Source organism: Micromonospora sp. B9E7 (assembly GCF_039871815.1).
Lineage (GTDB): Bacteria > Actinomycetota > Actinomycetes > Mycobacteriales > Micromonosporaceae > Micromonospora.
Genome location: NZ_JBDPLX010000022.1, coordinates 1 through 19,128, shown reverse-complemented (window position 1 = coordinate 19,128; position 19,128 = coordinate 1). Strand labels below are relative to the sequence as shown.

At 72.1% G+C, this 19,128-nt stretch carries 22 protein-coding genes; 13 read left to right on the top strand and 9 right to left on the bottom strand.

The features are described 5' to 3' along the window. Positions 1 to 2: 2 nt before the first annotated feature. Both ABGB10_RS27090 and ABGB10_RS27085 read right to left on the bottom strand, forming a co-directional pair. Positions 3 to 290 (bottom strand): GNAT family N-acetyltransferase, encoded by a 288-nt coding sequence (locus tag ABGB10_RS27090; protein WP_347663809.1) that lies wholly within the window; start codon positions 288 to 290, stop codon positions 3 to 5. Continuing rightward, a complete protein-coding gene (locus tag ABGB10_RS27085; RefSeq protein ID WP_347663807.1) occupies positions 287 to 1,513 on the bottom strand; it encodes a cysteine desulfurase-like protein in 1,227 nt (408 codons plus the stop codon). Before ABGB10_RS27085 ends, ABGB10_RS27090 begins: the two co-directional genes overlap by 4 nt. Positions 1,514 to 1,609: 96 nt before the next feature. Between ABGB10_RS27085 and ABGB10_RS27080 the strand changes: the two genes are divergently transcribed. The 7 genes from ABGB10_RS27080 (at position 1,610) to ABGB10_RS27050 (ending at position 6,001) form a co-directional block, all read left to right on the top strand. Next, entirely contained in the window at positions 1,610 to 1,954 is a 345-nt protein-coding gene (locus ABGB10_RS27080) for a hypothetical protein (protein WP_347663906.1), read from the top strand. Between the two features lie 60 nt (positions 1,955 to 2,014). Next, positions 2,015 to 2,836 (top strand): DUF1206 domain-containing protein, encoded by an 822-nt coding sequence (locus ABGB10_RS27075; protein WP_347663806.1) that lies wholly within the window; start codon positions 2,015 to 2,017, stop codon positions 2,834 to 2,836. An 83-nt stretch (positions 2,837 to 2,919) separates the two neighbouring features. Beyond that, positions 2,920 to 4,107, top strand: a complete 1,188-nt coding sequence (locus tag ABGB10_RS27070; RefSeq protein WP_347663805.1) for a mechanosensitive ion channel family protein — start codon at positions 2,920 to 2,922, stop codon at positions 4,105 to 4,107. A 329-nt stretch (positions 4,108 to 4,436) separates the two neighbouring features. Further along, the gene (locus tag ABGB10_RS27065) at positions 4,437 to 4,871 is read left to right on the top strand and encodes a phage holin family protein (RefSeq protein ID WP_278138647.1); all 435 of its coding nucleotides are present in this window, start codon (positions 4,437 to 4,439) and stop codon (positions 4,869 to 4,871) included. Beyond that, entirely contained in the window at positions 4,868 to 5,242 is a 375-nt protein-coding gene (locus ABGB10_RS27060) for a DUF3618 domain-containing protein (protein WP_347663804.1), read from the top strand. The genes ABGB10_RS27065 and ABGB10_RS27060 overlap by 4 nt, the downstream gene beginning before the upstream one ends. Then, on the top strand, positions 5,239 to 5,511 hold the full coding sequence (locus tag ABGB10_RS27055) for a DUF4235 domain-containing protein (protein ID WP_088990412.1): 273 nt from the start codon (positions 5,239 to 5,241) through the stop codon (positions 5,509 to 5,511). The genes ABGB10_RS27060 and ABGB10_RS27055 overlap by 4 nt, the downstream gene beginning before the upstream one ends. Positions 5,512 to 5,797: 286 nt before the next feature. Further along, positions 5,798 to 6,001, top strand: coding sequence for a cold-shock protein (locus tag ABGB10_RS27050; RefSeq protein ID WP_030338233.1), 204 nt, complete (start codon positions 5,798 to 5,800; stop codon positions 5,999 to 6,001). A gap of 121 nt (positions 6,002 to 6,122) precedes the next feature. On the opposite strand, the gene ABGB10_RS27045 is transcribed toward ABGB10_RS27050, so the two are convergent. Together ABGB10_RS27045 and ABGB10_RS27040 are read right to left on the bottom strand one after the other, a co-directional pair. Next, positions 6,123 to 6,317, bottom strand: coding sequence for a hypothetical protein (locus ABGB10_RS27045; RefSeq protein ID WP_347663802.1), 195 nt, complete (start codon positions 6,315 to 6,317; stop codon positions 6,123 to 6,125). A gap of 88 nt (positions 6,318 to 6,405) precedes the next feature. Next, a complete protein-coding gene (locus ABGB10_RS27040; RefSeq protein ID WP_347663800.1) occupies positions 6,406 to 7,389 on the bottom strand; it encodes an aldo/keto reductase in 984 nt (327 codons plus the stop codon). A gap of 83 nt (positions 7,390 to 7,472) precedes the next feature. Between ABGB10_RS27040 and ABGB10_RS27035 the strand changes: the two genes are divergently transcribed. Both ABGB10_RS27035 and ABGB10_RS27030 read left to right on the top strand, forming a co-directional pair. Beyond that, positions 7,473 to 8,267: a trans-aconitate 2-methyltransferase gene (locus ABGB10_RS27035; protein ID WP_347663799.1), complete on the top strand. Its 795-nt coding sequence runs from the start codon at positions 7,473 to 7,475 to the stop codon at positions 8,265 to 8,267. Then, a complete protein-coding gene (locus ABGB10_RS27030) occupies positions 8,264 to 9,286 on the top strand; it encodes an adenosine deaminase (RefSeq protein ID WP_347663797.1) in 1,023 nt (340 codons plus the stop codon). The genes ABGB10_RS27035 and ABGB10_RS27030 overlap by 4 nt, the downstream gene beginning before the upstream one ends. Positions 9,287 to 9,536: 250 nt before the next feature. Here the strand turns inward: ABGB10_RS27030 and ABGB10_RS27025 are convergent, their stop codons facing one another. Continuing rightward, on the bottom strand, positions 9,537 to 10,940 hold the full coding sequence (locus ABGB10_RS27025; RefSeq protein WP_347663796.1) for a HAMP domain-containing sensor histidine kinase: 1,404 nt from the start codon (positions 10,938 to 10,940) through the stop codon (positions 9,537 to 9,539). Positions 10,941 to 10,969: 29 nt separating this feature from the next. Continuing rightward, positions 10,970 to 11,659, bottom strand: coding sequence for a response regulator transcription factor (locus ABGB10_RS27020; RefSeq protein ID WP_030489108.1), 690 nt, complete (start codon positions 11,657 to 11,659; stop codon positions 10,970 to 10,972). Between the two features lie 73 nt (positions 11,660 to 11,732). Here ABGB10_RS27020 and ABGB10_RS27015 point away from each other — a divergent pair, with 73 nt between their 5' ends. Continuing rightward, the gene (locus ABGB10_RS27015) at positions 11,733 to 12,647 is read left to right on the top strand and encodes an ADP-ribosylglycohydrolase family protein (RefSeq protein ID WP_347663795.1); all 915 of its coding nucleotides are present in this window, start codon (positions 11,733 to 11,735) and stop codon (positions 12,645 to 12,647) included. A gap of 128 nt (positions 12,648 to 12,775) precedes the next feature. On the opposite strand, the gene ABGB10_RS27010 is transcribed toward ABGB10_RS27015, so the two are convergent. Then, a complete protein-coding gene (locus tag ABGB10_RS27010) occupies positions 12,776 to 13,693 on the bottom strand; it encodes a DUF1775 domain-containing protein (protein ID WP_347663794.1) in 918 nt (305 codons plus the stop codon). Between the two features lie 188 nt (positions 13,694 to 13,881). Here ABGB10_RS27010 and thrS point away from each other — a divergent pair, with 188 nt between their 5' ends. Next, entirely contained in the window at positions 13,882 to 15,891 is a 2,010-nt protein-coding gene (thrS, locus tag ABGB10_RS27005; RefSeq protein WP_347663793.1) for a threonine--tRNA ligase, read from the top strand. Between the two features lie 184 nt (positions 15,892 to 16,075). Here the strand turns inward: thrS and ABGB10_RS27000 are convergent, their stop codons facing one another. After that, a complete protein-coding gene (locus ABGB10_RS27000; protein WP_347663792.1) occupies positions 16,076 to 16,804 on the bottom strand; it encodes a D-Ala-D-Ala carboxypeptidase family metallohydrolase in 729 nt (242 codons plus the stop codon). Between the two features lie 177 nt (positions 16,805 to 16,981). Here ABGB10_RS27000 and ABGB10_RS26995 point away from each other — a divergent pair, with 177 nt between their 5' ends. Then, positions 16,982 to 17,494, top strand: coding sequence for an HIT domain-containing protein (locus tag ABGB10_RS26995; protein ID WP_347663905.1), 513 nt, complete (start codon positions 16,982 to 16,984; stop codon positions 17,492 to 17,494). 34 nt (positions 17,495 to 17,528) lie between these two features. On the opposite strand, the gene ABGB10_RS26990 is transcribed toward ABGB10_RS26995, so the two are convergent. Beyond that, on the bottom strand, positions 17,529 to 18,011 hold the full coding sequence (locus ABGB10_RS26990) for a hypothetical protein (RefSeq protein ID WP_347663791.1): 483 nt from the start codon (positions 18,009 to 18,011) through the stop codon (positions 17,529 to 17,531). A gap of 98 nt (positions 18,012 to 18,109) precedes the next feature. On the opposite strand from ABGB10_RS26990, the gene ABGB10_RS26985 reads away from it, so the two are divergent. Beyond that, positions 18,110 to 19,128, top strand: a 1,019-nt coding sequence (locus ABGB10_RS26985) for an aldo/keto reductase (RefSeq protein WP_347663790.1), incomplete at its 3' end; no start/stop codon positions are given.

Sequence of the window (19,128 nt, the reverse complement as noted above, 5' to 3'; positions counted from 1 at the left end):
CGTTACGGCAGGTCGGCCACCAGGTCGGCGTACTCGGGATGCTTCTCGATGAACGCGGCCATGAAAGGGCACTGCGGCACCACCTTGGTGCCCCGGGCACGGACCTCGTCGAGGGTGCCCCGGATCAGCGCGCCGCCCACGCCCCTGCCCTGGAAGCCCCGGTCCACCTCGGTGTGGGTGAAGACCAGGACCTCCCCACGCATCAGGTACGCGGTGAAGCCGGCCAACGCGTCGTCGACCAGGATCTCGAAGCGGTGCTTCGCCGGGTTGTCCTCGACCAGGGTGCTCATCCGGCCATTGTCCCCGCGGTGCCGGCCAGCGCGTCGAGTTCGGCGAGCAACCAGTCCACCTCGTCGGCCGTGTTGTAGTGGTAGATGCTGGCCCGCACCGCGCCGCCGCTGTCGCGCAGACCCATCATCTGGAAGTACTCGTAGGCGTAGTAGTCGCCGACGGAGAGGCAGAACCCGGCGGCGCCCAACGCCTCCTGGGTGGCCGCCGGCGTCATGCCGGCGACCCGGAACGACACCGTCGGGCAGCGTCGCGCCGGCGAACCGTAGACGGTGACCGCCGGCCGCTGTGCCAGCCCGGCGAGCAGCCGGTCCAGCAGTGCCTCCTCGTGCGCCTGCGCGGCGGCCAGCCCGGCCCGCAGCCGCGCCCGCCGGTCCCCGACCGCGTCCGGGTACAGCCCCGCCAGGTGGTCGACCGCCGCGGTCACACCGGCGAGCAGCGGAAAGCTCGGCGTGCCGTACTCGAACCGGTCCGGCACCGCGTCGGAGGACGGCACCAGCTTCGCCGGGCGTAGCGTCGCCCACCGGGCCGGGTCCGCCACCATCGCGGCCAGGTGCGGGCCGGACCACTTGTACGCGCTGGTCACCAGCACGTCGGCGCCGAGCGAGGCCAGGTCGGTCGGTCCGTGCGGAACCGAGTGCACCCCGTCGACGTAGACCAGCGCGCCGACCGCGTGCGCGGTCTTGGCGATCGCCGGCACGTCCGGCACGGTGCCGATGGCGTTGCTGCCGGCGGTCACCGCGACCAACCGGGTCCGCTCACCGACCAGGTCGTCGTACTGGGCGGCGGGCAGCTCGCCGGTGCTCGGGTCGACCTCGGCCCAGCGCACCGTCGCGCCGGCCGCCTCGGCCGCCTGCACCCACGGCCGGATGTTCGCGTCGTGGTCGAGCCGGGACACCACCACCTCGTCACCCGGGCGCCAGCTCGCGCCGAGCGTGCGGGCCAGGGTGTACGTCAGCGCGGTCGCGCTCGGGCCGAGCACCACCCCGGACGGGTCGGCGCCGAGCAGATCCGCCACCGCCGAGCGGGCCTCGGCCACCAGCTCCAACGACCGGCGACCCGGAACGAACGCGGCGCTGCGGTTGCCGACCGCCGACCGCATGGCGTCGGTGACCGCGTCGATCACACCCGCCGCGGTCTGGGTGCCACCGGCGCCGTCGAAGTGGACGAAGCCCTCGGTCAGGGCGGGGTACGCGGCCCGGGTGCGGGCGATGTCGAACGGCATGTCCCGGACCCTAGCCGGGGTGCCCCCAGCGCCTGCTGTCGCCTGGCGTCGCGTGCGTCTCGTACTCTTGGCGAGGTGACGAACCGATCCGCCACCATGCCCATGCCCCCCGTCCGCCGCGCCGCCGGTCTCTTCGCCGGCCTGGCGCTCGGCCTCGCCGTGCTCGCCGGCTGCAGCTCCCAGGGTGCCTCCACCGACTGCGGACTGGACGCCTGCACTGTCACCTTCGAGCGGGGTGTCGACGCGAGGGCCACCATCTTCGGCGTCGAGGCCAAGCTGGTCGGCGCCGAGGGTGACCAGGTGACCGTCGAGGTCGCCGGTGAGCAGCTCAGCCTCACCATGGGCCAGCAGGCCGCCGAGGCCGGCGGCTTCGCGGTCACCCTGGACAGCGTCACCGACCAGGAGGTCAAGGTCCGCGTCTCCCGCAACCCGGGTAACTGATCCGCCCCGGGCGGCGGTGGCCGACGTTTGGGAATCTCCGAAATCGGAGATTGTGACGCCATGTCACTCACCCGTAGCGCCGAAGCCACCGCCTCCCGAACGGCGGACAGCCGGTGGCTGGAACTCCTCGCCCGGGCCGGCTTCATCGGCTACGGCATCGTCCACCTCCTCTTCGCCTGGTTGGCGTTGCAGATCGCGTTCGGCACGTCGTCCGACGACGGCGACCAGTCCGGCGCGCTGCGTACCCTCTCCGCACAGCCCCTGGGTAAGTTCCTGGTCATCGCCGTCGGCGTCGGCCTGCTCGCGATGGCGATCTGGCAGGCGCTGGAGGCGGCGGTCGGGCACCGTGCCGAGCGGGGCAGGGAGCGGGTCATCGAGCGGCTCGCCTCGGCGGGCCGGACCATCGTCTACCTCTACTTCGCCTGGACCGCGTTCAAGGTCTTCAAGGACGCCGGGTCGAACAGCGCCGACCAGCAGGAGGCGCTGACCGGCAAGCTGATGACCTCCAGCGGAGGCCGTTGGCTGGTCGGCCTGGCCGGTCTGGTGCTCGCCGCGATCGGCATCGGCCTGGTCATCTACGGCATCCGCAAGAAGTTCGAGAAGCACCTGAAGACCGGCGAGATGAGCCCGAAGACCCGTCAGCTGGCCCGTCGCCTCGGCATCGCCGGTTACGCCGCCAAGGGCGTCGCGTACGGCATCGCCGGTCTGCTGATCATCGTGGCGGCGGTCAACTACGACCCGGAGAAGGCCCGTGGCCTGGACGCCGCGCTGCACACGCTGCGCGAGCAGTCGTACGGCATGTTCCTGCTCACCCTGGTCGCCCTGGGCATCGCCGCCTTCGGCGTCTACTGCTTCCTCCAGTCCCGGTACCGCAAGGTCTGAGCTGGTCGATACCACGGACGTCGGGCACTCTTGGGGTTTTGCCCGGAGTGCCCGACATCTGGTCGAAGGGGAGCCACGGAGCTGTGCAGAACTATCTCGAAACGGCCGTCGCCGCGCTCGTCGCGGCGGCGGTCGCACTCTTCCTGGTCGAGGTCGTCCACCGGCTGACCCGCCGGTTCGGCCGCCGGTCGCAGCTGCTGACCGAGCTGACCGACCACGCGCACCGGCCGTTCCAGGTCGCCGGGACGGTCCTCGCCGTGCAGTTCGCCGTCCGCTTCAGCACCGGGTACGCGGTCGGCCAGAGCTGGCGCCGCCTGCTGCTGCACCTGCTCGTCCTCGCCGTCATCGCCACGGTGGCCTGGTTGGTGGCCGCGCTGCTGGTCGTCGTGGAGGACACCGCGCTGGCCCGGTTCCGGGTCGACGTGCCGGACAATCGGCACGCCCGGCGGGTGCGCACGCAGGTGGTGATGCTGCGCCGACTGACCATCGCGGTGATCGTCATCCTGACCGTCGGCGTGATGCTGATGACCTTCCCGAGCGTGCGGGGCATCGGCGCGGGCGTGCTGACCTCGGCCGGTGTGGTCGGTGTGGTGGCCGCGCTCGCCGCACAGAGCCTGCTCGGCAACGTCTTCGCCGGCCTCCAGCTCGCCTTCAGCGACGCCGTCCGGCTCGACGACGTGGTGGTCGTCGAGGGGGAGTGGGGGCGGATCGAGGAGCTGACCCTGAGCTACGTGGTCGTGCAGATCTGGGACGACCGGCGGTTGATCCTGCCCACCTCGTACTTCACCAGCAAGCCGTTCCAGAACTGGACGCGTACCGAGTCGGCGGTGCTCGGCACCGCCGAGTTCGACGTGGACTGGGCGGTGCCGGTGCAGACCATGCGCGAGGAACTACGCCGCCTGGTCGAGGGCACCGAGCTGTGGGACGGGCGGGTGTGCGTCCTGCAGGTCACCGACGCCACCGGCGGGATGGTACGAATCCGCGCGCTGGTCAGCGCCGCCGACGCGGGAAGTCTGTGGGACCTGCGCTGCCTGGTGCGGGAGCACCTGGTGGTCTGGATCCGGGACAATCGCCCCACCGCGATGCCCCGGCTGCGTACCGAGTTGGGTGACTCCACCAGCAACCTGCCCTGGCAGTGGGTGCAGCCGAGGCGGCCGGTACGCCGCCTGTCCGACACCGAGGCGCCCGACGACGCCCGCGTCTTCGGCGGCAGCGACGACGGCGACGCCCGCAGCGAAGCCTTCGTAGGCCCCGAAGAAACCCGCCCCTAACCCCACCCCACCCACCCACCACCCAGGCCGCGCGATCTCGCACGGCAAGCCCCGACGATCATGAGCTTGACGGGTGGGTACGCCTGGTTTGTCCCCGCCAATCTCATGATCACCGCTGTGGGGCCGGGGGTTGGGGTTCGGGGTGGGAGGTTTGGTGGGGGCTGGGTGGGGGATGTGCTGCCGGACGTCTCTGCCTCGATCACGGCATCGGCCGGCGTATTCACGGCGCGGCGTCCGGACAACGCCGACGGTCAGCTGCTCGGCGCGCTTTAGGATTGACGAGCGGCGACTCCGGGCATACAGCGCGGTGATGAGGAAAGGAGGACAGCATGGCTGACGTGGCGAACGCCCGCACATCCCACAACGGGAGCGAGCCCTCCACCGCCGAGTTGGTGCAACGGGCCACCGAACAGGTCTCCCGTCTCGTACGGGACGAACTGGCGCTGGCCCGAGCGGAGTTGACCCAGAAGGGCAAGCACGCCGGCATCGGCATCGGCCTCTTCGGCGGCGGCGGTGCGCTGGCGTTCTTCGGCCTGGGCGCGTTGGTCGCCACGGCGATCCTGCTGCTCGACCTGGTGTTGCCCGCCTGGGCCGCCGCGCTGATCGTGGCAGTGGCCTGTTTCCTGGTGGCCGGCGTTCTCGCCCTGGTGGGCAAGAAACAGGTCAGCCGTGCCGTCCCGCCCGTCCCTGCGGCGACGGTGCGCAGCCTCCGGGCCGACATGGACACCGTCACCGCCGCGGTGAAGGACAGGGGGCGGCAATGACCGGCAACGGGACCGGCGACACGGAGGCGCTCCGCGAGGAGATCCGTCGCACCCGGGTCGAGTTGGGCGAGACGATGGAGGCGTTGGCCGCCAAGGCCGACGTCAAGGCGCGTCTGAAGGAGTCCGCCGGGCAGGCGAAGGAGCGGATGCGCGAGCAGGCGGCGCAGACCGTCGCCCGGGTCCGCGGGCAGGCCATGCGTGGCACCGGGATGGCGCGGGCGCAGGCCCACGAGAAGGGCGAGCTGGTGCGCGCACAGGCGCACGACAGGGGCGAGTTGATGCGCCGCAACCCGGTGCCGTGGGCGGTCATCGCCGCCGGTGCGGTGGCGACCGTGGTGGTGCTGATGATCGTGCGGGGGAGGCGTCGGTGAGCAAGAGCATCAGTCGGGTCGCGTACCGGCCGGTCGGCGTGTTGTTGGGTATCGCCGCGGGCACGGTGGCCGGGGCGATCTTCCGACAGGTCTGGAAGGTCACCGCGGGCGACGGTGAGGCGCCGAACGCCACCGACGAGGATCGTGGCTGGGGCGAGATCCTGGCCGCCGCGGCGTTGCAGGGCGCGATCTTCGCGGTCGTCCGGGCCGCCGTGGACCGGGGCGGCGCGGTCGGCGTCCGCCGGATGACCGGCTCCTGGCCGGACTGACCACAGCGACTTCGGCCCCCTTCCCGCATCGATGGGAAGGGGGCTTTCGCATGGGTTCGGACGCCGCCCAGCGGATCTCGGGCATCCGTCAGGTCACATGTCGGAGAAATTCGTCGGAGAGGTCGTGACAGACTTTTTGCGTACGTGATTTGCTGTTCCACGCTGTTGAGAGATGGCGTGGGTTGAGAGAAGTCTCCTTCGTGGGGCCGCCTCAGGCGCCGCTGCTCGAAAACGGCCAATCGGCCGGACGGCGTGCACGGCCACCAGTTTTTAGAGGGAGATACACATGGCTCAGGGAACCGTGAAGTGGTTCAACGCTGACAAGGGCTTCGGCTTCATCACCGTCGATGGTGGGGGTGCTGACGTGTTCGTCCACTTCTCGGCCATCCAGACCAGCGGCTACCGCTCGCTGGAGGAGAACCAGCGGGTGGAGTTCGAGATCGCTCAGGGTCAGAAGGGCCCGCAGGCCGAGCAGGTTCGTCCCATCTGAGTGAGACGGCCGGCCCTCGCCGGCCAGTGGGACGATCCGGCCAGGGGTCGTTGAAAGCCCTGCACCCCGCCAGGGGTGCAGGGCTTTTCCACGTGTTCCGGGTCGGTAGTGGACGGGCCGTTCAGCGTCGGCGGCGCGAGCGCAGGCCGAGCCAGAGCACCACCAGCCCGGCCAGCGCCAGGAGCGGGCCGAGCACCGCCCAGATCCTCTCGTCGGTCATCACGCTGCCGCTGACGTATCCGAGGCCCTGCACCGTCCACACCGCACCGATCACGACGGCCAACAGGCCGAGGGTGAGCGGAAGCCAGCCCCTCATCACGTCCTCTCTCCGCCGCCCGAGGCAGCGCGCCGTCGTCCAGCATCGCCGACCGCGCGGCGCGACGCGAGCACCCCGGGTGCGCGGGTCACCACCGGTCGTGCACCTGCGGGCGGATCAGCTCGTCGTAGATCTCGCGTACGGCTGCCAACTGCTCGTCGGTCAGCGGCGACAGGGCCGCCGCCGCGGCGTTGCGCCGGGCCTGGTCAGCGTCGCGGGCGCCGGGGATGACCACGGTGACACCCGCCTGGTCCAGCACCCACCGCAGCGCGAACTGTGCCATCGTGCGGTCCGCGTCGACCAGCGGCGCGAGCCGGCGTACGGCGGCGAGCCCCTGCGCGAAGTCGACCCCGGAGAACGTCTCGCCGACGTCGAAGGCGGCGCCGTGCCGGTTGTAGTTGCGGTGGTCGTCGGCGGGGAACTCGGTGTGCTCGTCGTACCGGCCGGAGAGCAGGCCGCTGGCCAGCGGCACCCGGGCGATGATGCCCACACCGGCAGCCGCGGCCGCGGGCAGGACCTGCTCCAGCGGCTTGTGGCGGACCGCGTTCAGGATGATCTGGACGCTCGCCACACCCGGCCGGGCGATCGCGGTGAGGGCCTGGTCACAGGTCTCGACACTGACCCCGTACCCGGCGATGGCCTTCTCGGCGACCAGGGTGTCCAGCCCGTCGAAGACCTCGTCGGAGGAGAAGACGGCGGTGGGCGGGCAGTGCAGCTGGACCAGGTCCAGGGTGTCCATTCCCAGGTTGGCCCGGGAGCGGTCGGTCCACTGCCGGAAGTTGGCCAGGGTGTACGCCTCCGGCCGCTGCTCGACGCGGCGGCCCATCTTGGTGGCGACGGTGAGCCCGGCGTCGGGCCGGGAGCGCAGGAAGCGACCGATCAGTTGCTCGCTGCGGCCGTCTCCGTACACGTCGGCGGTGTCGAGGAAGGTGACTCCGGAGTCCACGGCTGCGGTGAGCACCGCCATCGCGTCTGCCTCGCTGACGGTGCCCCAGTCGGCGCCGAGTTGCCAGGCACCGAGGCCGACCGCGCCGACGGTCCGGCCGAGCCGGGTGAAGCTGCGCTGTTCCATGCCCCGAGCCTAGTGATCGGGTTGCCACCGTGCCACGCGAGCCGTACCGTAAAACAAGACGGACGTACGGTTTGGGAGGCGACATGTGGGATCCGACGGCCTACCTGCGCTACGGCGACGAGCGATCCCGGCCGTTCCACGACCTCGTCGCGCGGATCCCGGCCGCGCGCCCCCGGGCCGTGGTCGACCTCGGCTGCGGCCCCGGCCAGCTCACCGCCACCCTCGCCGAGCGCTGGCCGACGAGCCGGGTCCTCGGCCTCGACTCCTCACCCGAGATGGTCGACCGCGCCGTCGCCCTGGGCGCTCCCGTCGACTTCGCGGTCGCCGACCTGCGCGACTGGCGTCCGACCGGCGACGAGGACGTGGTGGTCAGCAACGCCGCGCTGCAGTGGGTGCCCGGCCACCAGGAACTGCTGCGCCGCTGGGCCGCCGAGCTACCCGCCGGCGCGTGGCTCGCCATGCAGGTCCCCGGCAACTTCGCCGCCGACTCGCATCGCGCCCTGCGGGAGGTCGCCAACCGGCCGACCTGGCGGGCCACGGTCGCCCCGCTGCTGCGCGCGGAGCCGGTCGACGACCCGGCCGACTACGCGGCGCTGCTGACCGCCGCCGGCTGCGCGGTGGACGCCTGGGAGACTACCTACGTGCACCTGCTGCCGGCCCGGCCCGCCGCCGACCATCCGGTGTTGACCTGGATGGAAGGCACCGCGCTGCGCCCGGTCCGGGCCAAGCTGGACGCCGCGGGCTGGTCCGCCTTCCGGGCCGAGCTGGGGGTACGACTCACCGCCGCGTACCCGGTGCGGCAGGGTCAGGTGTACTTCCCGTTCCGCCGCGTCTTCGTCGTCGCCCGCACCGGCGACCATGCCCAGGAGAATCCGTGACCGACCTGCCCACCTTCATCGCCGGCCTGCCCAAGGTGGAGCTGCACGTGCACCACGTCGGCTCCGCCTCGCCCCGGATCGTCGCCGAACTGGCCGCCCGCCACGAGGGACGCACCCCCGTGCCAGCCGACCCGGAGGCGCTCGCCAGCTACTTCGAGTTCCGCGACTTCGCGCACTTCATCGAGGTCTACCTGAGCGTGGTGGACCTCGTCCGCGACCCGGAGGACGTCTGGATCCTCACCCACGAGGTGGCCCGGGAGCTGGCCCGCCAACAGGTCCGGTACGCCGAGCTGACGATCACCCCGTACTCGCACGTCCGACGGGGCATCCCCGCGCCGGCGTTCTGCGAGGCCATCGAGGACGCCCGCAAGCGGGCCCTGGCCGACTTCGGCCTCGAACTGCGCTGGTGCTTCGACATCCCCGGTGAGGCGGGCCTGCCCGCCGCCGAGGAGACGCTGCGCATCGCCCTGGACGAGCGACCCGACGGGCTGGTCAGTTTCGGTCTGGGCGGCCCGGAGATCGGCGTACCCCGCCCGCAGTTCCGGCCCTGGTTCGACCAGGCCCGCGCGGCCGGTCTGCGCTCGGTGCCGCACGCCGGGGAGACCACCGGGCCGCAGACGATCTGGGACGCGCTGAACGAGCTGGGCGCCGAGCGGATCGGGCACGGCATCTCCGCCGCCCAGGACCCGGAGCTGCTGACCTACCTGGCCGAGCGGCAGATCGGGATGGAGGTCTGCCCGACGTCCAACGTGCGGACCCGGGCGGTGGCCAACCTCGACGAGCACCCGCTGCGTCAGCTTGTCGACGCCGGCCTGCTGGTCACCATCAACTCCGACGACCCGCCGATGTTCGGCACCACCCTGAACGACGAGTACGCGGTGGCGGCCCGCCTCCTCGGGGCCGATCGCGAGGGCGTGGCCGGGCTGGCCCGCAACGCGGTGACCGCGTCCTTCCTCGACGCCGCCGGCAAGCAGCGGATCACCGCCGAGATCGACGCGTACCTCGCCACAGCGGTCTGAGTCGCCGGTCGCCCGGAGCGACGCGGCCGGCTCGCTCGGGCAAGCAGGGCGCGCGGCGGGAGCGTGGGTGTGGGGGGACCTGAGACTCCCGCCGCGCGCGCGGCTTCACCGGCCGTGGGTGCGTGGTGCGCTCGACCGGTGAAACTGGTGGGTTCGTGCTCTGATCCTGTCAGCCCGCAGCCGTCCCAGCTCGGTCGTTAACCGCGATCTAAGGAAGACTTGCGCCGGGGCACAACCCGGGCCGGCCCGGTCACTCGTCGGTGGGGCGCTGGCGGGGCCAGCGACGGCCGGTGGTCTTCGTGTCCCGCGCATCGCGTGCCATCCGGCCGACCAGGCCGAAACGGCTGACCTGCCGGGGCGTCGCCTCCGGGTCGGCCAGCAGCATCACCACGCTGGCCCCGCCCAGCCGGGCGCGGTCGATGCTCACCGAGCCGTTGGCCTGCAACGCCACCCGCTTGGCGATGTCCAGGCCGAGCCCGGTCGAACCCTGGTCACTGGTCCCCCGACGCAGCGCCCGGTCCGGGTTGGCGATCCCTGGCCCGGCGTCGTCGACACGGATCGCCACATACCCGTCCCGCCGCGACACGGCCACCTCGAACGCGGCGCCCTGCGGGGTGTAGCGGAAGACGTTCCCGATCACCGCGTCCAGCGCGGCGGCCAGCTCGGCCCGTGGCACCGGGGCGGGGATGCGCAACTGCGCGCCGTTCACCCGGTGTGGCCGATTCTGGTCGCCGGCCAGCGCCGCCCAGAACACCATCCGGTCCCGGACCACCTCGCTGACGTCGCACATCGCCGGCCCGGCCTCGTGCGCCACCGCCTTGCGGGTGGTCTTGATCAGCACGTCGATCTCACCCTCCAGGGTGACGATCGCCTGCCGGATCCGTCGGATGCCGCGGAGTCGGTCCAACTCCGCCGGGCTGAACGAACCCACGCTGGTGTCGTCGGACTCCAACGCCTCCGCGTCCAACCGCAGCACCGTCAACGGGGTACGCAGACGATGCGACAGATCGGCCACCAGTTCCCGCTCGTCGGTGCGGGCCGCGTCGAGCCGGTCGGCCATCCGGTTGAAGGCGTACCCGGCCTCGGCCAGTTCACGGGGACCGGTCGGCTCGACCCGTACCCCCAGGTCGCCGTCGCCGATGGAGAGCGCGGCCTTGACCAGGCCCCGGGTCGAGTCCACCGCGCGGGCGGCGACCCGGTCGACCACCAGCACCGCCGCGCCGGCCATCGCCGCGCCGACCGCGAACAGGAGCAACCAGGTCCCGCCGGCACCCTCGCCCAGCGTCGAATCCGGAAGGAACACCTCGACCACGGCCGTCCGGTCACCGAGCACCACCGGGTCGAGCCGAACCACACCACCGTCGACGTCGACGACCAGCGACCGCCGGTCGGCTCGGGCCCGGTCCAGGTCGCTGCCGCTGGCCCGACCAGCGGACTCGTCAAGCCCCAACCCGTGCACCACGGGCCGGGTCGGGGCGCCCTCGGCGCTGGCCACCACGGCACGCTCGACGACCGCCGGGTCGGTGCTCACTGCCAGCGCGCCGGTCACCAGCGCGCTGCGCCGGGCCGCGTCGGCGATCGCCTCGTCCCGGCTCTGCTCACGCAGGCTGAGCCCGAGGGGGATCAGGAACGCGAGCGCGACGAGACTGCACATGCCGGCCGTGAGCAGGGCCAGCGCCGTCCTCAGTCCGGCGCCACCAGCCGGAACCCGACCCCCCGCACGGTGCGCAGGTAGCGCGGCTTCGCCGCGGACTCGCCCATCTTTCTGCGAAGCCAGTACAGGTGAACGTCGATTGTCTGGTCCTCGCCGACCGATGGCTGCCGCCATACCTCCTCCAAGAGTTCCCGGCGGGACACTACCCGCCCAGGTCGCGCGGCGAGATACGCCAGCAGGTCGAATTCCTTACGGGTCAGCGCCAGTGGCTCCCCGTCGAGTTGGGCGCTTCGCTCGCCCACGTCCACCCGGAGCCCACCGACGCTGTGCACCGCCGGCTGCACCGTCCGGCTGGCCCGTCCGGCCCGGCGCAGCACGGTGGTGATCCGCGCGTCCAGGTGCGCCCCGGTGAACGGCTTGACCATGTAGTCGTCGGCACCGGCGCGCAGCAGTTTGACCACCGACTGCTCGTCGTCGCGGGCGGTGGCGATGATGATCGGGACGTCGGTGATGCCCCGCAGCATCCGCAGCGCGTCCGAGCCGTCCAGGTCGGGCAGGCCCAGGTCGAGCACCACCAGGTCGGGTGTCTCCGCGGCGACCCGACGCAGCGCGTCCAACGCCGTACCCACGGCGTGCACGGCATGCCCCCGGTCGGTGAGGGACCGCAGCATCGCGCCGCGTACGACGTGATCGTCTTCGACCAGGAGCACGGAGGCCACGACAAGACCGTACTTGGCCTGGCAAGTTGATCGCGTTGCGACGTGCCTGGGGAGCGGGCAAGCTGGTACGACGATGTCGTTCACGCTGTTTGTCGATGCCCGCCTGGCGCTCGCCCGGGACAGCCTCGCCGGTCTCTCCACCGGCGACGCGCTCGGCGAGCAGACCGTGTCGTCGGCGTCCGTCGATCTCGCCGAGGGCGCACTGCCACCGGCCCCCTGGGCGTGGACCGACGACACCGAGATGGCCTGCTCGGTCCTCGCCGCCCTGGTCGACGCCGGCAGCATCGACCGGGACCGGCTGGCCCTGGCCTTCGCCGAGCGTTGCGACGGTCGCCGGGGCTACGGCGACGGCGCCAGGTCGATCCTGCGGCTGATCCGGGATGGCACCCCGTGGCCGTTGGCCGCCGCCTCCGCCTTCGACGGCCAGGGCTCCTGCGGCAACGGCGCGGCGATGCGGGTCGGCCCGCTGGGCGCGTACTTCGCCGACTCGACGGCGCGTGCCGCCGCCCAGGCCCGCGCCTCGGCCGAGGTGACGCACGCGCATCCGGAGGGGATCGCGGGAGCGGTCGCGGTCGCCGTCGCCGCCGCGTTGGCCGCCCGGTCCCGCCTGGACGGGCATCGGCCGGCCCCGCAGCGGCTGCTCGCCGGGATCGCCGCCGCGCTCGATCCGGGCACCGAGGTGCACCGGAGCGTGAACCGGGCGGCCGGGCTGCTCGGCCGGCCACTGCCCCGGGTGGTGGCGGCGCTCGGCAACGGCTCCCGGGTGACCGCCCAGGACACCGTCGGGTTCACCCTCTGGGTGGCCGCCACCCACCTCGACGACTATCCGGCGGCGATCCAGACGTGCCTACGCGCCGGCGGCGACGTGGACACCACTGCCGCCATCGCCGGGTCGGTGGTGGCGGCGTACACCGGCGTCGGCACCCCGGGCGGCGTGCCCGAGCCGTGGCTGGCCGCCCGCGAACCGCTACCTACCTGGCTCCCCTGACGCCCCTGACGCACCGGGCGGCCCTGCACGGGCGGCCCTGCGCTGCCCGGCCCACGATCAACTCGGCTTCCTGCAAATCGGGTCGTACGGGCGGCGGGGATGCCACGGATTCCGGGAACCCGAGTGGATCACCGCGATGCTGCGGGAACGGCGGGCTGGGGGTCGGCGGATTGCGGGTTGGCGGGGGTCTGGTCCTCGTCCGTGCGGCCGGTCACCTCGGCGAGCGTCGGGGTCTGGTCCTCGTCCTTGCCGCCGACCACCTCGGCGAGCGCCAGGGGCTCGGCCGGGTCGCGCCGACGCCACCGGCTGACCAGCCAACCGATCGCCGCGCCGCCGCCGAGCCCGGCCAGCAGGCCGGCGGCCAGCATCCCGTCGGCGCTGCCGGACTCCTCGCCGGCACCGCCCGCACGAGCGGCCGGCCCGGCGTCGACACCGTTGCCCGGACCGGCCGGCGCACCGGCGGCCGGGGCACCGTGGCCCCCGCCATGGGCGGCCGGTCCGGCGGCACCGGGGGCCGCCGGCAGCAGGGCGAGCGTCGGGGCCCGGTGCGCGCCGGTGGCGTCCGCCCACCGGACCACGGTGCCATCGGCGTACGTCTGGACCACCTCGAAGGTGAGCCGCTCCGCCTGCGGCATCGGCCCCATGGACAGCGCCAGCCGGGCCGGCCCGGGATCGCCCTCGCCGACCCGGACCCAGGTCACCGAGGTGGTCACCGTGCTCACTCCGGAGGAGTGGATTCCGGCCAGCGGCTTGTCCAGGGTGCGGGAGCTCAACCGGGGCGCCCACCCGTCCACCGACATCGGGTAGACCTCGGCGATCGGCGTGTCGGCCGGCAGCCGGACCTCGATCTGGTTGGTCTTCGTGCCGGCTCGCTCCTCCGGCACGGTGAATTCGAGGCGTACGGCGTCGCCCTGCCGGGCCTCGGTCGGGGTGGTCGTCACGTCCGCCGCGGACGCCGCGCTGGGCCAGAACAGCAGCCCGGCGGCGGTCAACGCGGTCACCGCCACGATCCGCCGTCGGCGCTCGCCACCGTGCGTGCTCGCCATGTCGTGCCCCCATCCGTGTTCGCGCGGCCGGCACCGGTTTCCGGCCACACCCGGTAGTTCGGCTGCGAGGCGCGAAAGGTTCAACGTGGCCGGCAGGAAGGTGCCCTTCCGGACCCGGGGAGGGTGGACCGATAGCATCGGCAGGAGCCGAGGATCGGCACCGTTTCGTACCACTTGGAGGAGTCACCGTGTCCGCACCCCGTACCCCCGCCGTGGCCGACCCCGTCGTCGTCGCCGCCGGGACGACGGCGGCCGACGCGGTGGCCGCGGCCGGACTGCCCGCGAACGGCCCCAAGGCGATCGTCGTGGTTCGCGACCCGCAGGGTCAGCTGCGCGACCTGGACTGGACGCCGGCCGAGGAGACCGTCGTCGAGCCGGTCAGCCTGGATTCGCCGGACGGGCTCAACGTGCTGCGCCACTCCACCGCGCACGTGCTCGCCCAGGCCGTGCAGGACATCTTCCCCGAGGCGAAGCTGGGCATCGGCCCGCCCATCGAGAACGGCTTCTACTACGACTTCGACGTCGACAAGCCGTTCCAGCCCGATGACCTCAGCAAGCTCGAGAAGCGCATGCAGGAGATCATCAAGTCCGGGCAGCGGTTCCGCCGCCGCCGCTTCGGCAGCCTGGACGAGGCGCGCTCCGAGCTGGCCGACGAGCCGTTCAAGCTGGAGTTGATCGAGGTCAAGGGCGAGGGCCTGGACACCGACGAGGTGATGGAGGTGGGCGGCGGCGAGCTGACCATCTACGACAACCTCGACGCCAAGGAGGACAAGGTCTGCTGGTCGGACCTGTGCCGGGGCCCGCACCTGCCGACCACCCGACTGATCGGCGCGTTCAAGCTGATGCGCTCCGCCGCCGCCTACTGGCGCGGGTCGGAGAAGAACCCACAACTACAGCGGGTGTACGGCACCGCGTGGCCGACCCGTGACGAGCTCAAGGCGTACCTGAAGCTGTTGGAGGAGGCCGCCCGGCGCGACCACCGCAAGCTCGGCGCGGACCTCGACCTGTTCAGCTTCCCCGACGAGATCGGCTCCGGGCTGGCGGTCTTCCACCCCAAGGGCGGCATCATCCGCCGCGAGATGGAGCACTACTCGCGGCGGCGGCACGAGGAGGCGGGGTACGAGTTCGTCAACACCCCGCACATCACCAAGGCGCAGCTGTTCCAGACCTCCGGCCACCTGCCGTACTACGCGGACACCATGTTCCCGCCCATGCAGCTGGAGGGCGCGGAGTACTACCTCAAGGCGATGAACTGCCCGATGCACAACCTGATCTTCAGGGCGCGCGGGCGGTCGTACCGGGAGCTGCCGCTGCGGCTGTTCGAGTTCGGCACGGTCTACCGGTACGAGAAGTCCGGCGTCGTGCACGGCCTGACCCGGGTCCGTGGCCTGACCCAGGACGACTCGCACATCTACTGCACCCGTGAGCAGATGGCGGGTGAGCTGTCCACGCTGCTCAGCTTCGTGCTGGACCTGCTGCGTGACTACGGCCTGGACGACTTCTACCTGGAGCTGTCGACCCGGGACGACTCGCCCAAGTTCATCGGGGCCGACGAGGACTGGGCGGAGGCGACCGAGGCGCTGCGGACCGCCGCCGCGACCTCCGGCCTGGACCTGGTGCCCGACCCGGGCGGAGCGGCGTTCTACGGGCCGAAGATCTCCGTGCAGGCGCGGGACGCGATCGGCCGGACCTGGCAGATGTCCACCATCCAGGTCGACTTCAACCAGCCGGAGCGGTTCGGGTTGGAGTACCAGGCCGCCGACGGCAGCCGCCAGCGACCCGTCATGATCCACCGGGCGTTGTTCGGGTCGATCGAGCGGTTCTTCGGGGTGCTCACCGAGCACTACGCGGGCGCGTTCCCGGCCTGGCTGGCGCCGGTGCAGGTGGTGGGCATCCCGATCCGCGAGGACCACACCGACTACCTGCACGGCTTCGTCGCGGCGCTGCGCGCCGAGGGGATCCGGGCCCAGGTGGACGCGGGCGACGACCGGATGCAGAAGAAGATCCGTACGGCGCAGCAGCAGAAGATCCCGTTCATGGTGATCGCCGGTGACGACGACGTGGCAGCCGGCACGGTCTCCTTCCGCTACCGCGACGGTTCCCAGCGCAACGGCGTGCCGGTCGCCGAGGCGGTGACCCACGTGCTCGACGTGGTCAGCTCCCGCACCAACATCGGCCCGTCCGCCGCCGCCGAGTAAACGGGACCGCCGCACGGCCCGGGTGCCGCGGCCGGCGCGCCGCATGATCGTGCTCGAACATGGAAGTAGTGGCCTCCCCGGTGTTGGAGGCCACTACTTCCTGGATCGAGCACGATCTTCGCCGGGAGGCCGGCGCGGGAGGGGACCGGCGCCGGGTTGCCGGCGCGGGAGACGGTGCTGGGGGTCAGACGCCGCAGTTCGGTGCTGACCAGCCGCCGACCGCCGCCACGTGGGTGTGGTCGTTGTGGTCCGGGTAGCCGGGGCCGAGGATCTGCGCGAAGCCGTGGTAGCGGGCCTGTTGGGCCAGTCGGCAGAACGACGGGGAGCCGACCAGGTCGACCCCGTCGCCGTACAGGTGTCGGCTGTTGGACGCGCCGCCCACCGCGCTGTTGCAGGCGTAGCTGCGGAAGCTGCTGCTGATCGAGATCGACACGTCACCGAGGGCGTGCCGCATGGCCTGGAGCTTCCACATCGAGACGAGCGCGTTGAACCGCGCGGTGCTCGCGGCGACCGCGCCACCGGACCAGTCGCTGTTGCACTTGTTCAGCTCGGGGTAGCTGAAGTTGGCCGGTGTGCAGTCGTCGTCCTGGAGGGCGTAGATCCGGTTGAACGTCTGTGGGCCGGCGATCCCGTCCGCGGGCAGCCCGTACGCCTGCTGGAAACGGATCACCGCCGACCGGGTGGCCGGGCCGAACGCGCCGTCGAGGCCGAGAACCGCGCCGTAGCCGGGGTAGCCGGCGACCCGGATCTGGAGTTGCCGGACGTCCTCGCCGGATGCCCCCTGGGACAGGGTGCGACCCCAGGTGTAGCAGCCGTCCGCCTGTGCGGCGCCGGCGGTGAGGGTGATGCCGGCCACTGTGGTGGCGGCAGTCAGGGCGAGTGCCGCGAGGAGCCGGCCGAGCCGTCGGATCATGTAGCCCTCCATCAATGCATGGAAGTTTCTGGATGCACAGAATCTTCAGGTTCCGCTATTGATCCGTCAAGAACTTGCACGGTGAGGTTTTCCCGTCGACAGGTGTCGCGGCACGCCTGCGGGCCTCCGTAGGATCGGCTCGTGACAGGGGCGGAACGGCACACGGACATCGGCGGCATGGCGGACGGCCTCGAGCGGCTCTGGACGCCGCACCGGATGACCTACATCTCCGGCGAGGACCGCCCGGCCGAGGGCTACGAGAAGCCGACCGGCTGCCCGTTCTGCCGCGCCCCCAAGCTGCCGCCGGAGGAGAGCCTGGTGGTGGCCCGCGGTGAGCACGTGTTCGTGGTGCTCAACCTCTATCCGTACAACCCAGGGCACCTGCTGGTCTGCCCCTACCGGCACGTCGCCGACTACACCGACCTGGACGTGCCGGAGACCACCGAGCTGGCGGCGTACACGCAGACGGCGATGCGGGTGATCCGCAAGGTGAGCAACGCGCACGGCTTCAACCTGGGCATGAACCAGGGCGGGGTGGCCGGCGCGGGCATCGCCGCGCACCTGCACCAGCACGTGGTGCCGCGCTGGGGCGGCGACGCGAACTTCATGCCGGTGATCGGCCGCACCAAGGTCCTGCCGCAACTGCTCGGCGACACCCGCGACCTGCTCGCCCGCGCCTGGCCGTCCTGAGCGTCGGCGAAACGCGAGGTCCGCGCCGGTGCCGCTAGTCGGCGCTCAACAGCGGGGTCAGCTCCGGCCAACTCTCCACCCGGTGTACGAGGGGCAGCAGCGCCCTGCGAGCGGCGACCTCCGCCGGACGGGGCCGGAACAGGAAGCGGTGCGCCACCGACTCCAGGTAGCCGAGCACCTCCAGCTTGTCGTCCACGAAGTGGGTCAACCCGAGGCGCTGGGCGATCGGCGCCTTGGCCGGACGGGTACGGCAGAAGTGGACCCGCTCCACGGGGATGCCGGTGCGTGCCGGGAAGTCGTGGTGGGCCAGCCACTCCCGGGTTCGGCGTTCGGTGGTCTCCCCGCACTTGGACACCAGATGCACCTCGTCGAACACCGGGACGAGTGCCGCGAGCGCGTCGAACGCCCCGTCGACCACTGGTGTACGCAGGTAGTACGCGCCGAAGAACGAGGTGTCGGCGTCCTCGTCGGCCGGCTCGATGATCACGCCGCCGATGTCCACGCCCAGCCTCCGCATGCGGCCGATCATGCCGCACGGGCCGGTCGGCTCGCATCCACGATTCCGGCCCCGGGATCTGCTACGCCCCCGGCCTGTGCAGGTGGCACGATCGGCCGATGGCAGTCACGACACGGACGTTGGGACGCAGCGGCATCGAGGTCAGCGCCCTCGGCATGGGGTGCTGGGCGATCGGCGGCCCCTGGGCGGAGGGCAGCCAACCGCTGGGCTGGGGTGCGGTCGACGACGACGAGTCGGTGCGGGCGGTCCGCCGGGCGCTCGACCTGGGCGTCACCCTCTTCGACACCGCCGACACGTACGGCGCTGGGCACAGCGAGCGGGTACTCGGCCGGGCGCTCGCCGGCCGCCGGGACGAGGCCGTGATCGCCACCAAGTGGGGTTACACCTTCGACGAGGCGAGCCGACAGGCCACCGGCGAGGACGCGTCGCCCGCGTACCTGCGCAGGGCCGTGACCGACTCGCTGCGCCGGCTGGGCACCGACCGGATCGACCTCTATCAGCTGCACCTCGCCGACCTGTCGGTGCCGCGGGCGCAGGCACTGATCGGCAGCTGCGAGGACCTGGTCGCCGAGGGCCTGATCCGGGCGTACGGGTGGAGCACCGACCGTCCCGACCGGGCCACCGCGTTCGGGCACGCCGCCACCGGTGCCACCGCCGTGCAGCACACCCTGTCCGTGCTGCGGGACGCCCCGGAGTTGCTCGCGGTCTGCGACAAGTACGACCTGGCCAGCGTCAACCGGGGCCCGCTGGGCATGGGACTGCTCACCGGCAAGTACTCGGCCGGGTCGACCCTGCCGCATGACGACGTACGCGGGTTGGCCCCCGGATGGTTGGAGTGGTTCCGTGGTGGTCGGCCCGCGCCGGAGTGGTTGCGTCGGGTCGGTGTGGTCCGTGCGGCGCTCACCGCCGACGGGCGCACCCTCGCCCAGGGCGCGTTGGGCTGGATCTGGGCCCGCAGCGGTCGCACCATCCCGATCCCCGGCTGTCGTACGGTGGCCCAGGTCGAGGAGAACGCCGCAGCGCTACACCGGGGCCCGCTGCCGGCGGACCAGTTCGTCGAGGTCGAGCGCCAGTTGGCGGCACTGCGGACGGCGGCTCTGCGCGACGCCGACCGCCC

What these genes read in the sequence shown, in the direction of transcription:
- ABGB10_RS27060 (WP_347663804.1), top strand. Translation starts at nt 4,868, where the DNA reads ATGACCGGCAACGGGACCGGCGACACGGAGGCGCTCCGCGAGGAGATC.
- ABGB10_RS27035 (WP_347663799.1), top strand. Translation starts at nt 7,473, where the DNA reads ATGTGGGATCCGACGGCCTACCTGCGCTACGGCGACGAGCGATCCCGG.
- ABGB10_RS27010 (WP_347663794.1), bottom strand. Translation starts at nt 13,693, where the DNA reads ATGGCGAGCACGCACGGTGGCGAGCGCCGACGGCGGATCGTGGCGGTG.
- ABGB10_RS26995 (WP_347663905.1), top strand. Translation starts at nt 16,982, where the DNA reads ATGGCGGACGGCCTCGAGCGGCTCTGGACGCCGCACCGGATGACCTAC.
- ABGB10_RS27090 (WP_347663809.1), bottom strand. Translation starts at nt 290, where the DNA reads ATGAGCACCCTGGTCGAGGACAACCCGGCGAAGCACCGCTTCGAGATC.
- ABGB10_RS27085 (WP_347663807.1), bottom strand. Translation starts at nt 1,513, where the DNA reads ATGCCGTTCGACATCGCCCGCACCCGGGCCGCGTACCCCGCCCTGACC.
- ABGB10_RS27050 (WP_030338233.1), top strand. Translation starts at nt 5,798, where the DNA reads ATGGCTCAGGGAACCGTGAAGTGGTTCAACGCTGACAAGGGCTTCGGC.
- ABGB10_RS27025 (WP_347663796.1), bottom strand. Translation starts at nt 10,940, where the DNA reads ATGTGCAGTCTCGTCGCGCTCGCGTTCCTGATCCCCCTCGGGCTCAGC.
- ABGB10_RS27045 (WP_347663802.1), bottom strand. Translation starts at nt 6,317, where the DNA reads ATGAGGGGCTGGCTTCCGCTCACCCTCGGCCTGTTGGCCGTCGTGATC.
- ABGB10_RS27040 (WP_347663800.1), bottom strand. Translation starts at nt 7,389, where the DNA reads ATGGAACAGCGCAGCTTCACCCGGCTCGGCCGGACCGTCGGCGCGGTC.
- ABGB10_RS27065 (WP_278138647.1), top strand. Translation starts at nt 4,437, where the DNA reads ATGGCTGACGTGGCGAACGCCCGCACATCCCACAACGGGAGCGAGCCC.
- ABGB10_RS27080 (WP_347663906.1), top strand. Translation starts at nt 1,610, where the DNA reads ATGCCCATGCCCCCCGTCCGCCGCGCCGCCGGTCTCTTCGCCGGCCTG.
- ABGB10_RS27000 (WP_347663792.1), bottom strand. Translation starts at nt 16,804, where the DNA reads ATGATCCGACGGCTCGGCCGGCTCCTCGCGGCACTCGCCCTGACTGCC.
- ABGB10_RS27015 (WP_347663795.1), top strand. Translation starts at nt 11,733, where the DNA reads ATGTCGTTCACGCTGTTTGTCGATGCCCGCCTGGCGCTCGCCCGGGAC.
- ABGB10_RS26990 (WP_347663791.1), bottom strand. Translation starts at nt 18,011, where the DNA reads ATGCGGAGGCTGGGCGTGGACATCGGCGGCGTGATCATCGAGCCGGCC.
- ABGB10_RS27075 (WP_347663806.1), top strand. Translation starts at nt 2,015, where the DNA reads ATGTCACTCACCCGTAGCGCCGAAGCCACCGCCTCCCGAACGGCGGAC.